This window comes from Streptomyces sp. DSM 116793, from assembly GCF_057320905.1.
Genome location: NZ_CM170494.1, coordinates 5,217,282 through 5,233,283 on the forward strand (window position 1 = coordinate 5,217,282; position 16,002 = coordinate 5,233,283).

Annotated in this window: 13 protein-coding genes; 8 read left to right on the top strand and 5 right to left on the bottom strand. The window is 72.0% G+C overall.

Annotation, left to right across the window (positions count from 1 at the left end; all coding sequences use genetic code 11):
• The first annotated feature begins 400 nt into the window (after nt 1-400).
• Nucleotides 401-937 (top strand): hypothetical protein, encoded by a 537-nt coding sequence (locus ACSMXW_RS20315; RefSeq protein ID WP_485798133.1) that lies wholly within the window; start codon nt 401-403, stop codon nt 935-937.
• A gap of 277 nt (nt 938-1,214) precedes the next feature.
• Here ACSMXW_RS20315 and ACSMXW_RS20320 read toward each other — a convergent pair whose 3' ends face one another.
• Nucleotides 1,215-3,716, bottom strand: a complete 2,502-nt coding sequence (locus ACSMXW_RS20320) for an FUSC family protein (protein WP_485798134.1) — start codon at nt 3,714-3,716, stop codon at nt 1,215-1,217.
• 690 nt (nt 3,717-4,406) lie between these two features.
• On the opposite strand from ACSMXW_RS20320, the gene ACSMXW_RS20325 reads away from it, so the two are divergent.
• Nucleotides 4,407-4,649 carry a DUF397 domain-containing protein gene (locus ACSMXW_RS20325; RefSeq protein ID WP_485798135.1) on the top strand — a complete coding sequence of 81 codons (243 nt, stop codon included), beginning with the start codon at nt 4,407-4,409 and terminating at the stop codon, nt 4,647-4,649.
• Between the two features lie 61 nt (nt 4,650-4,710).
• On the opposite strand, the gene ACSMXW_RS20330 is transcribed toward ACSMXW_RS20325, so the two are convergent.
• Nucleotides 4,711-5,199, bottom strand: coding sequence for an ATP-binding protein (locus tag ACSMXW_RS20330; protein WP_485798136.1), 489 nt, complete (start codon nt 5,197-5,199; stop codon nt 4,711-4,713).
• Between the two features lie 300 nt (nt 5,200-5,499).
• On the opposite strand from ACSMXW_RS20330, the gene ACSMXW_RS20335 reads away from it, so the two are divergent.
• The 4 genes from ACSMXW_RS20335 (at nt 5,500) to ACSMXW_RS20350 (ending at nt 9,540) form a co-directional block, all read left to right on the top strand.
• Nucleotides 5,500-6,393 (top strand): helix-turn-helix domain-containing protein, encoded by an 894-nt coding sequence (locus ACSMXW_RS20335; RefSeq protein ID WP_485798137.1) that lies wholly within the window; start codon nt 5,500-5,502, stop codon nt 6,391-6,393.
• A gap of 201 nt (nt 6,394-6,594) precedes the next feature.
• Complete coding sequence (locus ACSMXW_RS20340) at nt 6,595-8,052, top strand: aldehyde dehydrogenase family protein (protein WP_485798138.1); 1,458 nt, start codon at nt 6,595-6,597, stop codon at nt 8,050-8,052.
• Between the two features lie 143 nt (nt 8,053-8,195).
• Nucleotides 8,196-8,750, top strand: a complete 555-nt coding sequence (locus tag ACSMXW_RS20345) for a DinB family protein (RefSeq protein WP_485798139.1) — start codon at nt 8,196-8,198, stop codon at nt 8,748-8,750.
• A 136-nt stretch (nt 8,751-8,886) separates the two neighbouring features.
• Complete coding sequence (locus ACSMXW_RS20350; RefSeq protein ID WP_485798140.1) at nt 8,887-9,540, top strand: PadR family transcriptional regulator; 654 nt, start codon at nt 8,887-8,889, stop codon at nt 9,538-9,540.
• 183 nt (nt 9,541-9,723) lie between these two features.
• Here ACSMXW_RS20350 and gad read toward each other — a convergent pair whose 3' ends face one another.
• Nucleotides 9,724-11,133, bottom strand: a complete 1,410-nt coding sequence (gene gad / locus ACSMXW_RS20355; RefSeq protein WP_485798141.1) for a glutamate decarboxylase — start codon at nt 11,131-11,133, stop codon at nt 9,724-9,726.
• A 360-nt stretch (nt 11,134-11,493) separates the two neighbouring features.
• Here gad and ACSMXW_RS20360 point away from each other — a divergent pair, with 360 nt between their 5' ends.
• Together ACSMXW_RS20360 and ACSMXW_RS20365 are read left to right on the top strand one after the other, a co-directional pair.
• A complete protein-coding gene (locus tag ACSMXW_RS20360; RefSeq protein ID WP_485798142.1) occupies nt 11,494-12,288 on the top strand; it encodes a MerR family transcriptional regulator in 795 nt (264 codons plus the stop codon).
• A gap of 341 nt (nt 12,289-12,629) precedes the next feature.
• Nucleotides 12,630-13,343 (top strand): DedA family protein, encoded by a 714-nt coding sequence (locus tag ACSMXW_RS20365; RefSeq protein ID WP_485798143.1) that lies wholly within the window; start codon nt 12,630-12,632, stop codon nt 13,341-13,343.
• A gap of 73 nt (nt 13,344-13,416) precedes the next feature.
• Here ACSMXW_RS20365 and ACSMXW_RS20370 read toward each other — a convergent pair whose 3' ends face one another.
• Together ACSMXW_RS20370 and ACSMXW_RS20375 are read right to left on the bottom strand one after the other, a co-directional pair.
• The gene (locus ACSMXW_RS20370; RefSeq protein ID WP_485798144.1) at nt 13,417-15,102 is read right to left on the bottom strand and encodes a threonine/serine exporter family protein; all 1,686 of its coding nucleotides are present in this window, start codon (nt 15,100-15,102) and stop codon (nt 13,417-13,419) included.
• Between the two features lie 273 nt (nt 15,103-15,375).
• Nucleotides 15,376-15,867, bottom strand: coding sequence for an inorganic diphosphatase (locus ACSMXW_RS20375; protein ID WP_485808174.1), 492 nt, complete (start codon nt 15,865-15,867; stop codon nt 15,376-15,378).
• Nucleotides 15,868-16,002: the final 135 nt, after the last annotated feature.

Genomic DNA, 16,002 nt, shown 5'->3' on the forward strand with positions numbered 1-16,002 from the left:
GACAATCCCCCGCACCCGCCCGCCGCTGTCCGCAGGTGGTGTGGGGCGGGCACGGTACGGTGGCCGGGCACGGAGGCCGGGCCCCGGGCGAGCACGGAGGCCGGGCCCCGGCGGGCCCGGAGGCCGGGCTCCGGCGGGCCCGGGGTCGAGTACGGTCACCGAAGGCCGGTGATCAGCGGGTCCGGGGGACCGGACCGGATGCGACATCCGGTAGAGCCCCGAAGCGGCGTCACCTCTGCTCCGTGCCGGAGGACCCGGTTCACGTGCCGCCGGTCTCACCGCACCTTCACCGTCGTCCGCACGCCGTGCGGACCGCCCCCTGGTAGCTTGCTGCGGACCGCGGGGTGCACCGGCGGTCCGCACGGAGCACACCACCACCAGCGCCAGCAGGGGGTCACCAGTGACGTCGGCTTCTCACTTCACCCGGGTCAGGACCGCGGCCGTCATCGGCGGGCTCGCGGCAGCGCTCGTACTGACCGGGTGCGGCAGCGGCGACGACCAGAGCGACGACGGCGCCAAGGCCGGCGGCACGGGCGGCGACTCCGCGACCGCCCCGACCACCCCCGCCGCCTCGCCGTCCGCGGCGGCGTCCGGGAGCGCCGGCGGCTCCGGGGCCGCGAGCGGCGGCGGCCTGGAGGGAAGCTGGCTCACCACGAGCAAGGGCAGGACAGTGGCGCTGGTCATCACCGGCAAGCAGGCCGGGCTCTTCGACTCCGGCGGCAACACCTGCACCGGGACCGCCGGGGACCAAGCGGGCATGAGGATGATCGCCCTGAAGTGCACGGACGGCAGCGACGACCGCAGCCACGGCATGGTCGACTCGGTCAGCGGCACCACCCTCAAGGTCAAGTGGGAGGGCTTCGGCGACGAGACGTACACCCGGTCCAAGGACGGCAAGCTCCCCGGGGGCCTGCCGACGGCAAGCCTGGCTCCCTGACGGACGAGTACCTGCGCCCGCCCGCGCGGCTCCAGCAGGGCCTCCACCCTCCGGAACGAGGACGACCTCCCAGGAGGCCGTCCTACCTTCCAGGGCCCTGGGGAGGCCCTTTTCAAGAGCCACCTCCCGGAGGGGCCCGGCATAAGAGGCACCTCCCACGGGCCCGGCATCCAGAGAGCCCTCCTCAGGGCCCCCTCCAGGAAAGTGCCGTTCTCCCAGGGGCCTGGGAAGGAGCCCTCCTCCCAGGAAGCGTCTCCGCGTCTCCGGAAGGGACCTCCTAGGGAGACTCTTTCCGCCCCGCTCCGGCGCGCAGCGCCTCCGACAACTCCTCCAGCGCGGCGAGCAGCAGCCGGCCGCTACGCAGTACGACGCCGTCCAGCGGCCGGTCGTCCCGGGCCTCCTGCCCGGGGTCGTCCCCGGTCGCCCCCTCGGCCTCTCCCTCCACCTTCCCCTCGGCATCCCCCTCGGCATCCCCTTCGGCATCCCCCTCGGCCTTCTCCTCGGCCTCCAGGGCGGCGCGTACGTCGTCCCACTCCGGCACGCGTCCCTCGCGCACCGCCTTCGCGCCCCGTTCGGCCGCCTCGCGCAGCGCCGTGGCCAGGCGCTCCGCGGCGGGCCACGGGGCGGCACTGCGGGCCGGCAGATAGGCCTCCATGAGCATGGCGACGCGGCCGAGTTGACCGACGGCAGCGGCGGCCGCGTCGGCCGTCGCGCGGGACAGTCCGCGGGCCCGCACCGGCTCCGTCCTGGCCCGGGCCCTCGCCTCCCGCCAGGCGATCCGGGCGTCCCGCGCGGTCAGCAGCGCCGTGCGTACCCGCGTGCGGTCGCCGCCGGCCGGGTCCGCGTACTGGCCGACGACCTCCGCGGCATACCGGCCGTTCGTGCTCAACCAGTCCGCCAGCCTGCCGCGCAGCCGGGGCGTCTCCCAGTCCGGGTAGACCGCGTAGGCGAGCATCGCCAGCACCCCGCCGAGCAGGGTGAGCAGCACCCGCTGCGGCACGGCCTGCGTCCACTGCTCGCCGCCCATGCCCAGCAGGAAGACGACGTACGCGGTGATGCAGGCCTGCGCCGCGAGCTGGCCGGTGCGCAACAGCAGGTACATCAGGCCGGCCGCGAGCACGGCGAGCGCGCCCGTGAGCGGCCCTCCGGGTTCCGCGAGGCGCACCACGCCGGTGGCGAGCGCGACGCCCACCAGGGTGCCGGCGAACCGTGCGAAGGCCCGTGAGTAGGTCTGCGAGAAGTCGGGGCGCATCACCATGACGGCCGCCATGGGAGCCCAGTAGCCGTGGCCGAGCGGCAGCGCGGTGCCGAGCAGGTATCCCGCGGCTGCCACCACCGTGACCCGCAGGGCGTGCCGCATGATCTGGGACCCGAGCCGTGCCTCGCGCCGCATCGCCCGCACGGCCTCCGGCACCAGCCGGAGCAGCCCCGGCCGCCGCAGCGTCCCGCCGGTCTCCGGCCGCCCACGCGCGCGGGAACCCCCGTCCGTTCCGTACACCGCGCCGCCGGTACCGTCCCCACCGCCCGTCCCCGGGCCGGCCTCGCCGGAGCCGGCGCCCTCCGGAACGGGGGCGGGGTTCTGCGGGACGCGAGCGGTGTCCTCGGGAACGCGGGCGGGGTCCTCCGCGACGTGCGCGGTGTCTTCGGGAACGGGGGAGGGGTTCAGCGGGACGCGAACGGTGTCCTCGGGAACGCGGGCGAGGTCCTCCGGGACGCGAACGGCCTCTTCGGGAAAACGGTCGGAGTCCTCCGCGATGTGCGCGGTGACGCGGCGGGGCAGGCCGCTGCCGCCCCGCCCGCCGCCCGCCGCCGCCACGATGTCGTGGAGCAGGTTGCCGAGGCGGACGGCCGCGCGGCGGGCCGGGCCGGTGAGGATCATGGCCGTGTCGGGGGTGGCGAACGCGGCCACCGCGTTCGGGGGCAGCTGGGGCCGCCGGCCGTACCGGATGGCCTCGGCCACGGCGTCCAGGATCGCGGCGGCCGCGGCGAGCAGTTCGTGCACCCTCTCCCGCTGCCGGCCCGTCTCCGCGGCGCCCACCGCGGGGTCGGCCAGCGCGGCCAGGACCGGGCGTATGCGTTCCGCGAGGCCCCGTGCGCCGTGCAGTTCGGCGGGGCGGGTGCGGGCCTGGCGCGGGGTGAGGGCCGCCGCGTCCCGGGCCTGCATCAGCGGCTGCGGGTCGAACGGCGTCACCGGATTCGCACGCAGCCGCCGCGCGTACGTCGCCTCGGCGGCCAGCGCGTCGGCGAGGGCGTCACGGTGTGCGCCCCATCTGCGCACGGGGAAGAGCACCACGAGCGCCGCCTGCACCAGGCCACCGAAGATCATCATGCCGCCGTGCGCGGCGGCACCGGCGACGGAGGTCGGCAGGGTGACCGTCACCAGCATGATGGCCACGTTGGTGGACGCGATGAAGCCCACCGTGGGCCCCGCGGCCCAGCTCAGCCCGGCGAGGAACGTCCACACCACCAGCAGCGCGAGGAACAGCAGGTGGTGGGCGCCGGTGAGATAGCCGAGGAAGGTGGAGACGCCGAGGCTGGTCCCGGAGGCTATCGCCAACTCGGGGCGGGGCCGCCAGCTCCGCTGGAAGGTCGCGATGGCCGCCTGGAACGCGCCGAAGGCCGAGCCGGCGGCGACCGCCGGGCCGAACGCCCACTGGCTGAAGGCGATCACGATCGCCAGACCCGCGGCGCCCCGGGCCGCGGCGAGCGGTTCGAGCCGCTTGCGTTCGATCGTCAGCCCTGAGCGTCCGGTTTCCTTCAACGCCCGGAGCCAGCTCACGACCGCCAGGATAGGCGGCCACGGGCCGACCACCTTCACCGTGCGTCCCACGGCAACCAGCCAGGGGCGCGGGGCTGTGCCGCTGTGCGGCTCCGCCGCGTTGCGGTGTACCGTCCACGCCGTTGCGGCAGGCGGTCAGCGCCCATCCACGAGGGGACCGCTGGGGCGCCACCGTCCCGAGGGAGCAGTTTCGGCCGTGTCCGGGCCGCCGCCCGCCCGAGGGCCGCGCCGAGCCCAGCCGCCAAGCCCACCCGCCGGGCCCGGCGGCACACGCACAAGTGCCCCGCATTTCTTCCCCGTACGCGGCGGAGCCCTCCAGTTCCATGGTCGGGATCGAGCCATATGACCGTCCGTGCGAAGGCGACGGAACAAGAACTGTGCCTTATTCGTCTTTCCATCGGTGCATGCGTGTCCGCCAAGGGGAGCCGCCCAAGGGGCCCTTGGGGCGGCCGTTTCAGCAAAGCCAGGACTGCGCTCCCCAGGGGGGAACGGGCACCGGAGAACCGTTAGTCAGGGAACGGTCGACTGTAATCGGCGGAACACCCCGTGTGCACGTGCATCTGCGCATGCATCTGCGGGTTGCATATGCCCATGCACACGCTTGGGGACGCGGCTATGATCCGAAGCAGTTGACCGCTGCATCAATCGCCTAATTGGCCACTCGGCCACTGCACCACCTGGGAGCGACCTGTGCACCACGTGTACAACGGCATGGCGGCCACGGAGCTTTGCGGGGTGGCCTGGCAGAAGAGCAGGTACAGCAACTCCCAGGGGTCCTGCGTGGAGTTCGCCAAGCTGCCGGGCGGAGAAGTGGCCGTACGCAATTCCCGGGACCCAGACGGCCCGGCGCTTGTCTATACGCGCGCCGAGATAGAAGCCATGCTCCTCGGCGCCAAGGACGGCGAGTTCGACCACCTCATAGCGGGCCCCTGACACGTTTCCGTGACCGTGCGCTCACAGGAGAACGCGACCGCGTGCCGACACGCAGACCGGCTCACAGCAGAAACTGCGCCCAGACCACCTTCCCGCACAGCGTGCCCGCGAGCGGATGCCACCCCCAGCCGTCGCTGAATGACTCGACGAGAAACAGCCCCCGCCCCGACTCCGCCGCCAGCTCCCCGCAGTCCGGCTCGACCGCGAGGGGACTCTCCCCGCCAGGGTCCCGCACGGCGCACACGAGCCGCGTGGCCCAGCGCATCAGGTGCAGCCGTACGGGCGGCTCGTGGTCGCGCGGGGTGTCCGAAGGCAGTGCGTGCCGCAGGGCGTTGGTGACAAGCTCGGAGACGACCAGACGGACGTCCTCGGAGCGGTCGGCCAGCTTCCAGTGGCCGAGGGTCCGTGCGGTGAACTGCCGGGCCTCGCGCACCGCTTCGTACCGTGCGGGCAGCGCACAGGAGGCTGCGCTGGAGGCGGACGCGGGGTCGAGAGGAGGAAGCCCCTGCCTTAACGGATCGACGAGCATGGTCGATCTCTTCGTCCCCATGCGAGGCACTCCCGTGATGAGCGGCCGTAGCGCTACTGCGGTGCTGCGGTGGTGCGGCGGTGCGCGGTTGGTGTAGTGGTGCGCGGACCATCGTTCCGAATGCCCCCAGTAGATGCAAGAGCAGATGCACGTGCACGCGCCTGATATGTAGCCACCCGAGCCACTTCGGCATCATTTCTTCTCGGCGCTTCTTGTACTGCTCTTTCGTGGATTTCCTGTTTCCGTAACCGTATGAGTACGGGGTGGAGCGTTTTAGTGGCAGACTTCGCTCCTTGAAGACGTTGTAGGAGGGCTGACGAAGTGACCGCAGGAGAGTCTTGGGGCTACTCCCAGGCATCGGGCGCCGGCGGGGGCTCGGTGGTCCGGCGCATCCTGCTGGGCTCGCACCTGAGGCGGCTGCGGGAGGCGGGCGGCATCACCCGCGAAGCCGCCGGCTACTCGATCCGTGCCTCCGAATCGAAGATCAGCCGCATGGAGTTGGGTCGGGTGAGCTTCAAGGTGAGGGATGTCGAGGACCTGCTGACGCTCTACGGCGTCGCCGACGAGGCCGAGCGCGAGGCGCTGCTCTCGCTGGTCAAGGAGGCCAACGTCGCGGGGTGGTGGCACAGTTATTCGGACGTGCTGCCCGGATGGTTCCAGACCTACGTCGGCCTGGAGGGCGCCGCGTCCCTCATCCGGCTGTACGAGGTGCAGTTCGTGCACGGCCTCTTCCAGACGGAGGCCTATGTGCACGCCGTCGTCTCGCGCGGCAACCCGGAGGTGCAGGAGGCCGAGATCGAGCGCCGGGTCGCCCTGCGCCTGGAGCGGCAGAAGCTGCTCGTCTCCGAGAACGCCCCCGACTTCCACGTCGTCCTCGACGAGGCCGCCCTCAGACGCCCCTACGGCGGCCCCGAGGTGATGCGCGGACAGCTCCAGCACCTCATAGAGATCTCCGAGCGGCCCAACATCACCCTCCAGGTGATGCCCTTCAGCACCGGCGGGCACGCCGGTGAGTCCGGCTCCTTCGCCATGCTCAGCTTCCCGGAGTCCGACCTCTCCGACGTCGTCTACCTGGAGCAGCTCACCAGCGCCCTCTACCTCGACAAGCGCGAGGACGTCGAGCAGTACGAGCGCGCCATGATCGAGTTGCAGCGGACCGCCCCCGGCCCGGCCGAGACCCGGGACATGCTCAGAGACCTCCAACGACAGGTCTGAGCCCTACTCCGGGCAGCGGACTTCGCCCTCGCGGCCTCGGCACGTCGCCGCCCCGAGGCGCCCACGCCTGCGCCGGCAAAGTGTATACAAAAGTGCCGGAACCTCCGATCATCCAGAGCCAACTTGTGTGGCACCGCCCGTACGATGATCGGACATCGGGAGCCTGCACTCTGCACGGATGCACTGCAGTAAGGGGATCACATGTCCTTCTTCACCGACTTGGCCCGGCAGTACATCGACGGCGAGTGGCGGGACGGCAGCGGCTCCTGGGACAACATCGACGTCAATCCCTACAACGGCGAGAAACTGGCCTCGATCACCATCGCCACCACGGGCGAGCTCGACCTCGCCTACCGTGCGGCCGAGCGCGCCCAGAAGGAGTGGGCCGCCACCAGTCCGTACACCCGCAGGCTGGTCTTCGAGCGCGCGCTGCGCACCATCGAGGACCACGAGGACGAGATCACCGCGGCCATCGTCGCCGAGCTGGGCAGCACCCGGCTGCAGGCCGCCTACGAGGTGCACCTCGCCATGGAGTTCCTCCGCGAGGCCATCCACCTGCCGCTGCGCGCCGAGGGCCGGCTGATCCCCTCGCCGGCGGCCGGCAAGGAGAACCGCGTCTACCGCGTGCCGGTCGGCGTGGTCGGCGTCATCACGCCGTTCAACTTCCCGTTCCTGCTGGCCGTCAAGTCCGTGGCGCCCGCGCTCTCGCTGGGCAACGCCGTGGTGCTCAAGCCGCACGAGGAGGCGCCGGTCACCGGCGGGGCGCTGGTGGCGAAGGTGTTCGAGACCGCGGGACTGCCCGGCGGCCTGCTGAACGTCGTGATCACCGACGTCGCGGAGATCGGCGACGCCATGATCGACCATCCGGTGCCCAAGGTGATCTCCTTCAGCGGCACCGAGACCGTCGGGCGGCACGTCGCCACCGTCTGCGCCGCCCACTTCAAGCAGGCCATCCTCGAACTCAGCGGCACCAGCGCCCTCACCGTCCTGGACGACGCCGACGTGGGCTACGCCGTCGACGCCGCCGTCTACAGCCGGTACGTCCACCAGGGCCAGGTCTGCATGGCGGCGAACCGCATCCTGGTGGACCGCGGGGTCGAGAAGGAGTTCACGGAGAAGTTCGTCGCCAGGGTCAGGGCCCTCAAGGCGGGCGACCCGAGCGATCCGGACACCGTGATCGGCCCGGTCATCAACTCCGCCCAGGCGGACGCCGTCGCCACCGTCGTCGGCCAGGCCGTCGCCGAGGGCGCCACCGTCCTGCTGAACGGCAGGATCAGCGGCAACCTCGTCGAGCCCATCGTGCTCACCGGCCTGCCCGCCGACTCCTCGGTCATGCGGCAGGAGATCTTCGGGCCCGTGGCGCTGCTCGTCCCGTTCGACGACGAGGAGGAGGCGGTGCGGCTGGTGAACGAGAACCCGTACGGGCTGAGCGGAGCCGTGCACACCTCCGATGTGGAGCGCGGCGTGAACTTCGCCCGGCGGATCGCCACGGGCATGGTCCACGTCAACGACGGCACCGTCCGGGACGAGCCCGCGGTGGCCTTCGGCGGCGAGCAGCACTCGGGGCTCGGGCGGCTGAACGGTGAGCAGATGGTGGAGGCGTTCACCACCCAGAAGTGGGTCTCCGTCCAGCACGGGCGGAGTGCGTTTCCGTTCTGACCCCGCGACCGTGTACACGGCCTTTCTTGCCGCGGGCATCGCGGATCTTGCCGCAGGCATCGCGGACAGGAGCTGACCGCAAGCGCTCCTAGTGTCCCGGGTGTCAGACGGAACACGGCGACACCCCTGAAGGACGGTCCACCATGGTCACTCACGTTCCCGCAGAGCCCCGCGGCGACGAGCGCGCGGCGCTGCTGGCGTTCGCGGACGCGCAGCGCGGCGGCATCCGGCGCGCCGTGCTCGGGCTGACCGAGGAGCAGGCCGCGCGGCGCCCCAGCGCCAGCGAGCTGTCCCTCTCGGGCCTGGTCAAGCATGTCGCGGAGACGGAGCTGAACTGGCTGCGGATGGCGCAGCAGCGGCCGCCCGAGGTGGTGCGGACCCCGGACACCTGGGCCGACAGCTTCCGGCTGGTCGAGGGCGAGACGCTGGCCGGCATGCTCGACTTCTGGACGGACGTCGCCGCGCAGACCGAGGAGTTCGTCCGCTCCGTGCCCAGCCTCGACGACACCTTCCCGCTGCCCGAGGCGCCCTGGTTCCCCACGGAGGGCAAGGTCTCGATGCGCTGGCTGGTGCTGCACCTGATCGAGGAGACGGCACGGCACGCGGGCCACGCCGACGTCATCCGGGAGTCGCTGGACGGGCGGACGTCCTTCGAACTGGTCGCCATGGAACGCGGGGAAGGGCCGGACGCGGGCTGAACGCGGGCTCGGGCCGGCGGGGCCTGGGCCGGCGCGGACCTGGGCAGGCGCGCGCCCGGGCTCGGGGCCGGGCCGGCGCGGGCTCGGGGCCGGAGCGCGCTCGGGGCCGGCGCAGGCCCCGGCCTGGTCTTGGCCCATGTCAGCGATCCGCCTGCTCGTCCTCGCCGCGGTCCGCCGGCACGGCAGGGCGCACGGCTACCAGGTCTTCAACGACCTGGAGTACTGGGGCGCCCACGAGTGGTCCAACGCCAAGCCCGGCTCGATCTACCACGCCCTCAAGCAGATGGCGAAGCAGGGACTGCTGAACGCCCACGAGGACGCCCCGTCCACCGCGGGCGGCCCGCCCCGAACCGAGTACGAGGTCACCGAGCGGGGCACCGACGCCTACTTCACGCTGCTGCGCGAGTCCCTGACCGCCTGCGGCCAGCGCCCGGACGCCCTCTCGGCCGCCCTCGGCTGCATGGTCGGCCTGGAGCGGCGGGAGGCGCTGGCGCTCCTCGCGGAACGGGTCCGCCGCATCGAGAATTGGCGTGCCGCCGTCACCGAGCACCACATCCCCGGGGACAGACCGGAGAAGCCGGGCCACATCGGCGAGATCATGGACTTCTGGGTGCACTCGGCGGACGGCGGCGCCGAGTGGACCCGGGGCCTGATCGCCCGCATCGAGGCCGGCGCCTACACGTTCGCCGGCGAGGGCGCACCGTTCGTGGGCGTGCTGGCCGAGGGCGAGGAGAACCCGTACGCGACGGGGCAGGGACTCCCGGGGGACGGGCCTGAGGACGAGGCCTGAGGGCCATGCCTGAGGCATGCCCGAGGACGACGTTCGAGGACGAGGCCTGGGGACGGCGCAGAGCCGGAGGCGCCGGGGAGCGGCGATGGCGCCGGGCGCACGCCGGGCGGCCTGACGCCGGTGGCACGCCCCGGTGGCGTGCGCCGGAGGTGAGGGCGGCGCGGGCCGCGGCAGGGGACCGGGTCAGTGGTGGAACGAGGTCGCCGCCGCCCGGTCGTGGGTCAGCGGGTGCGGCTGGGCCCGCAGATGCGGCAGCAGCGACTCCAGGTTGTCCATGAGGAGGTCCGCGAGGTCGGTGGAGAAGCCGTTGCGGCACACGATGCGCAGCACCGAGAGGTCCTCGCGGTGCGGCGGGAAGGTGTACGCCGGCACCAGCCAGCCCTGCTCCCGCAGCCGCCGCGAGACGTCGAAGACGTCGTACGCCGTCACCTCCGGACGGGTCGTGAACGCGAAGACCGGCAGCTGGTCGCCGCGGGTGAGCATCCGGAAGTCGCCCAGCGCCTCGATCCGGTCGGCGAGCGAGACGGCCACGCTCCGCGCGCACTGCTGGACCAGCCGGTAGCCCTCCCAGCCCAGCCGCAGGAAGGTGTAGTACTGCCCCACCACCTGCGCGCCCGGCCGGGAGAAGTTCAGCGCGAACGTGGGCATCTCGCCACCCAGGTAGTTGACCCGGAAGACCAAGTCCTCCGGCAGTTCTCCGGCCGACCGCCACAGCGCCCACCCCACGCCCGGGTAGACCAGGCCGTACTTGTGCCCCGAGGTGTTGATCGACGCCACCCGGGGCAGTCGGAAGTCCCACACCAGCTCCCGGTCGAGGAAGGGCGCGACCATGGCGCCCGACGCCCCGTCGACGTGCACCGGGATATCGAGTCCGGTGCGCTCCTGGAGGTCGTCCAGGGCCGCGCACAGCTCCTCGACGGGTTCGTAGGAGCCGTCGAAGGTCGACCCCAGGATGGCCACCACACCGATGGTGTTCTCGTCGCACAGCTCGGCGGCGGCCGCCGGGTCCAGGTGGAAGCGGTCGCCCTCCATGGGCACCTGCCGCGCCTCCACCTCCCAGAAATTGCAGAACTTCTCCCAGCAGACCTGCACGTTGACGCCCATCACCAGGTTCGGCCGGGCGCCCCGCGCGTCCCCGCCGCGGCGCTGCGCCCACCTCCGCTTGAGCGCCAGCCCGGCGAGCATGCAGGCCTCGCTCGACCCCGTCGTCGAGCAGCCCACCGCCGCGGACGGGTCCGGCGCGTTCCACAGCCGGGCGAGCATGGCCACACAGCGCTGCTCCAGCTCCGCCGTGCGGGGGTACTCGTCCTTGTCGATCATGTTCTTGTCCTGGCACTCCTGCATCAGCTGGCCGGCCTGCGGCTCCATCCAGGTGGTGACGAAGGTGGCCAGGTTCAGCCGGGAGTTGCCGTCGAGCATCAGCTCGTCGTGGACCAGGCGGTAGGCGGTGATGGGCGGCAGCGGCCCGTCCGGGAGGCGGTGCTTGGGCGGCGCCTCGGTCATGCCGCCGACCGGGTTGGCCTCCCCGTGGAACGGGTTGACCAGGACGGGGCGGTGCACCTCGGGGTGCCCGGGTGCGCGGTGCAGCGGCATCGGGTCCTCCTCGCCCGGCGCGGCGGCCCGCCGGACCTCTCTACACGCGAGAATACGAACGATTCCGCCCACCCGCCCGCCGAGCGGCACCCCGGGGGCCGGGGCCGCGCCCGGTCTGCCCGGGGCGCGGGGCCGGGTGGGCGCGAGTCGCGGGTGAACTCGTGGTGGGCCGCCGCCCCGAAAGAGGCGCGGGGGAACTGGGCGGAACGAGACGGACCGCGCGGGATACCCGACCGGGCCCCACCGGACGACGAAGACGGCCACCGGCGAATCCCCTTGAACCTCACGCCACGTGAGGCCCCACCCTTGACCCCGCGCCCGGAGAGAAGGACGCACAGAAAGAACGGAAAGGCGGAGGCCATGAGCGAGACAGGGCGGCACGGGACCGGCGGTTACTCCGTCGGAGAGGTCGCCGGGTTCGCCGGGGTCACGGTACGGACGCTGCACCACTACGACGAGATCGGGCTCCTGGTCCCCGGCGGCCGCAGCGCCGCCGGCCACCGGCGCTACGACGACGCCGACCTCGACCGGCTGCAGCAGATCCTCTTCTACCGGCACCTCGGCTTCCCGCTCGACGAGGTCGCGGCACTGCTCGACGACCCCGGCACGGACCCGTACGACCACCTGCGCCGCCAGCACAAGCTGCTGACCGACCGGATCGAGCAGCTGACGCAGATGGCCGCCGCCGTCACCCAGGCCATGGAGGCACGGAAGATGGGCATCAACCTCACGCCCGAGGAGAAGTTCGAGGTCTTCGGCGACTCCGACCCCGACCAGTACGCGGACGAGGTGCGGCAGCGCTGGGGCGGCACCGAGGCCTACCGGGAATCCCAGCGCAAGGCCGCCACGTACACCAAGGAGGACTGGAAGCGGATCAACACCGAGTTCGACGCGGTCCACCGGCGGATCGCCGGCCTGCTCGACCGGGGCCTGCCCGCCGACTCGGCGGAGGCCATGGACGCCGCCGAGGAGCACCGCCTGTTCATCACGGCGAACCACTACACGTGCCCGCACCGGATGCACCTCTGCCTCGGTGAGATGTACGTCGACGACGAGCGGTTCACCGCCTTCTACGAGGGGATCAGGCCGGGGCTCGCGGTGTACATGCGCGACGCGATCAGGGCGAACGCCGCCCGTGCGGGGGAGCAGGAGTAGCGCGGCCGCCCCCGGGCCCGGCAACCCCGGGCCCGGCCGCCCCCGGGCCCGGCCGCCCCCGGGCCCGGTCGTCCCGCCGCGGACGGCGCGGGCCGGCGCGGCGGACGGCGGGAGGGAGTGGGCGCGCGGGGCCCGCCCCGGCGCACGCGCCGCCGGGGCGGATGCGCGGTGTCCCGCGGTGCGCGCCGGGCGTACGCGCACCCGGACGGGATGAGGACGGTGGAACCCGGCGGGGGTGGCGGGCGTTGATAACTTTGTCGGCGCACGCAGCGATGACCTCTCGCCGCACGCAGCGGCGCACCGCCCCCGCCCCATCACCCTCACAGGAGCCCGGAACCGTGATGACGCTTGCGCTCGGACCGAGCTGGATGGATCCCAACCACCTGATCAACCAGTTCGGGATCTACGGTCTGCTGCTCGTCGTCTTCGCCGAGTCCGGCCTGCTCATCGGCTTCTTCCTGCCCGGTGACTCGCTGCTCTTCACGACCGGCCTGCTGATCACCACCGACCAGCTGCGCTTCCCCCTCTGGGCGGCCTGCGCGCTGGTCGCCCTGGCCGCCGTCCTCGGCGACCAGGCGGGCTACCTGTTCGGCAAGAAGGTCGGCCCCGCGCTCTTCAACCGCCCGGACTCCCGCCTCTTCAAGCAGGAGAACGTCACCAAGGCCCACGAGTTCTTCGCCAAGCACGGCCCGAAGTCCCTGGTCCTGGCCCGCTTCGTGCCCGTCGTGCGTACCTTCACACCGATCATCGCCGGCGTCAGCGGCATGCGCTACCGCCCGTTCCTCGTGTTCAACGTCATCGGCGGTGTGCTGTGGGGCGCCGGCGTCACCCTGCTGGGCGCCTGGCTCGGAAGGCACGCCTTCGTCCGGGACAACATCGAGGCGATGCTCGTCCTCGTCGTGCTGATCTCGGTCGTGCCGATAGCCATCGAGTTCCTGCGGGCCCGCGGAAAGGCCCGGCGCGCGGAGGCTGAGGGCCCCGTCGCCCCCGGCCCCGCGCAGTACGGCCCGCCCGCCCCGGCCCCCGGCACCCGCGGCCGGCACGCCAAGCGCTAGGTCCGGCGCCCCGGAAGGCGCGGGGAACCCCGACGGGGCACCGGGGGCCCCGGACACAGCCGTACCGCGTGGCTCAGTAGCCGCGCGTCCGCTTCGCGGCCCCGCGGCGGGTCGCCGACGCCGGCACCCGGATGAGCATCCGGGAGATCTCGGAGCCCAGGTTGACGCCGATCGCGATGGCCATGGAGAGCGCCACGGCCGTGGTGAGCGAGACGACGCCCTTGACCGGATGGTCCTCGGCGAAGCCCAGCAGACCGAAGTACGTCGGCGATCCCGGTAGCAGCGGCCCGATCGCGGCCGTGGTGTACGGCAGCGCGGACACGAACCGGTAGCGCGAGAAGAGCTGCCCGAACAGCCCCACGAGACCCGCGGCCACGGCGGTCGAGACCACCGGCGAGAGATGGCCGGTGTAGACCATCGCACCGTAGACGAGCCCCGCCACGCCGCCGTTCAGCACCACCATCACCACCGTCGACCGCTCCTGCTGGAGCAGCACGGCGAACGCCAGCGACACCCCCATGGCGCCGAAGATCTGGCAGAGCGGCCGGTCCGTCGCGCCCAGCGCCTGGTCCGGGTTGAGCTGGGCGCCCATCCGGACGCCGAAGTACAGCACCAGCAGCACACCGACCACGATGGCGAAGAAGAAGTACATGACTTCCAGCAGCCGCGCCGAGGCCGTGATGTAGTAGCCGGTGAGACCGTCCTGCACGCTGGAGACCAGCGCCCGTCCCGGCAGCAGCGCGAAGAGCCCACCGGTGATCACCGCTGAGGTGCTCACGTCCGCGTGCAGCAGCGTGAGGGTGACGCCGAGCGCCGGCGGCGGCATCGCCGCCATCGCGAACTGGTAGAACTCCGGCAGCCCGCGCCCCGCGCAGAGCCACGCGAGCCGGTCGCCGAGCATGGCGCCCACCGCGGCCGCCACGAAGACCACCAGGTCACCCCCGAACATGAGCGACGCGGAGCCCGAGAGCAGGCCGTTGGCCCCGGTCAGCGCCCAGCGGGGAAAGGGATGGCGGTTGCGGCGGATCTCCGCCAGGCGCCGGTACGCCTCCTCCAGGGAGAGCGGGGTGTCCGCGTCGCTCAGGTCGTCGACCAGCCGGAAGACGGCGGAGAGCCGGGTGTAGTCGGTGCCGCGGCGGCGCACCGTCCGGCTCGCCGTGACCGGGTCGTCCACCAGGGACGGCTGGTGCGAGATCGACAGCAGGGTGAAGGTGACGTTCGGCTCACAGCGGTCCAGGCCGAAGCTGCGGCAGACGGCGAACATCGCCGCCTCCACGTCCTCCGCGCCCTCCCCGCCCGCCAGCAGCAGCTCCCCGATGCGCAGCGTCAGGTCCAGCACACGCGGCACCGCGGGCCCGACCTCGTCCTCGACCGGTCTGCTGGGGCGGTCCGGCGCGGGGCGCTCGGCGACCGGCATCCGCAGCATCGCGCGCATCCGGTCCTGCCACGGCACCTCTCTGGTCAGCCGGATCAGGGGGACACCGGACGGGGGCGTGAACGCGGGGGGTGCGTGGCGTGCGCTGTAGGTCTTCGGGGTGCTGAAGGCCGAGCTCTCCCGGTCGTGGGGGGTCTCCGGCCGGACGACGTCCTCCGGAACCGCGAACTCCGAGGTGGTGTGCGGTTCGTCCTCGGGGGAGTGGGCGGGCGCCGGCACGCCTCGCGGCGGTGCGAACGCGCTCCTCGCCTCGTCCGAGAGCGGCTTGCGGTCCTCTGCATGGCCCGGGGGCCCGGCACTACCCGCTGAGCCCGTATCGGTCACCGGACTTTCCCTTTCTGTGCGCCTCAAGCGGCGCTCTCTCGCGTACGTGGGTGCGCGCCGTTTGGGTTACACACTCGATGGTTGCGGTAATGGGTTGATTTGGGTATATGGATCCCAAAAGTCGTACAGGATGTCGTATACAGACACAGGCTTGGGTGGGAGGCGCAAAGCGGTCTCCGGGCTCGTACGACAGCGCGGCGAACGCGCACACGAAAAAGCCGCGCGTTCCTCGTAGTGAGGAACGCGCGGCCTGGTCCCGCGGGAAACGAGAGGTCAGTGACCGCCCTCTTCCTTGTAGCGCTTGTAGGACCGCTCGATCTCGCCCTCGGCCTCGCTGCGGCCCACCCAGTTGGCCCCCTCGACCGACTTTCCGGGCTCCAGGTCCTTGTAGACCTCGAAGAAGTGCTGGATCTCCAGGCGGTCGAACTCGGACACATGGTGGATGTCGCGCAGGTGCTCGACGCGGGGGTCGGACGCCGGTACGCACAGCAGCTTGTCGTCGCCGCCGGCCTCGTCCGTCATCCGGAACATGCCGATGGCGCGGCACTTGATGAGGCACCCCGGGAAGGTCGGCTCCTCCAGGAGAACCAGCGCGTCCAGCGGGTCGCCGTCCTCGCCGAGGGTGTTCTCGACGAAGCCGTAGTCCGCCGGGTAGCTGGTGGACGTGAAGAGGCGACGGTCCAAGCGGATACGACCGGTCTCGTGGTCCACCTCGTACTTGTTCCGCGAACCCTTCGGGATCTCGATCGTGACGTCGAACTCCACCGGTGGCTCCTCCATGATCAGCACATACTTCTGATGGTTAAGTGTCCCTCACGCAGGTGTGTGATCGCGAAAGGGGCTGGTCGTCGTGCCGGAGCTGCCAGAGCCGGAACCGGGGCCCGGGCGGTGGACCCGGCT

What these genes read in the sequence shown, in the direction of transcription:
- ACSMXW_RS20330 (WP_485798136.1), bottom strand. Translation starts at nt 5,199, where the DNA reads ATGGGGACGAAGAGATCGACCATGCTCGTCGATCCGTTAAGGCAGGGG.
- ACSMXW_RS20340 (WP_485798138.1), top strand. Translation starts at nt 6,595, where the DNA reads ATGTCCTTCTTCACCGACTTGGCCCGGCAGTACATCGACGGCGAGTGG.
- ACSMXW_RS20345 (WP_485798139.1), top strand. Translation starts at nt 8,196, where the DNA reads ATGGTCACTCACGTTCCCGCAGAGCCCCGCGGCGACGAGCGCGCGGCG.
- ACSMXW_RS20350 (WP_485798140.1), top strand. Translation starts at nt 8,887, where the DNA reads ATGTCAGCGATCCGCCTGCTCGTCCTCGCCGCGGTCCGCCGGCACGGC.
- gad (WP_485798141.1), bottom strand. Translation starts at nt 11,133, where the DNA reads ATGCCGCTGCACCGCGCACCCGGGCACCCCGAGGTGCACCGCCCCGTC.
- ACSMXW_RS20360 (WP_485798142.1), top strand. Translation starts at nt 11,494, where the DNA reads ATGAGCGAGACAGGGCGGCACGGGACCGGCGGTTACTCCGTCGGAGAG.
- ACSMXW_RS20365 (WP_485798143.1), top strand. Translation starts at nt 12,630, where the DNA reads ATGACGCTTGCGCTCGGACCGAGCTGGATGGATCCCAACCACCTGATC.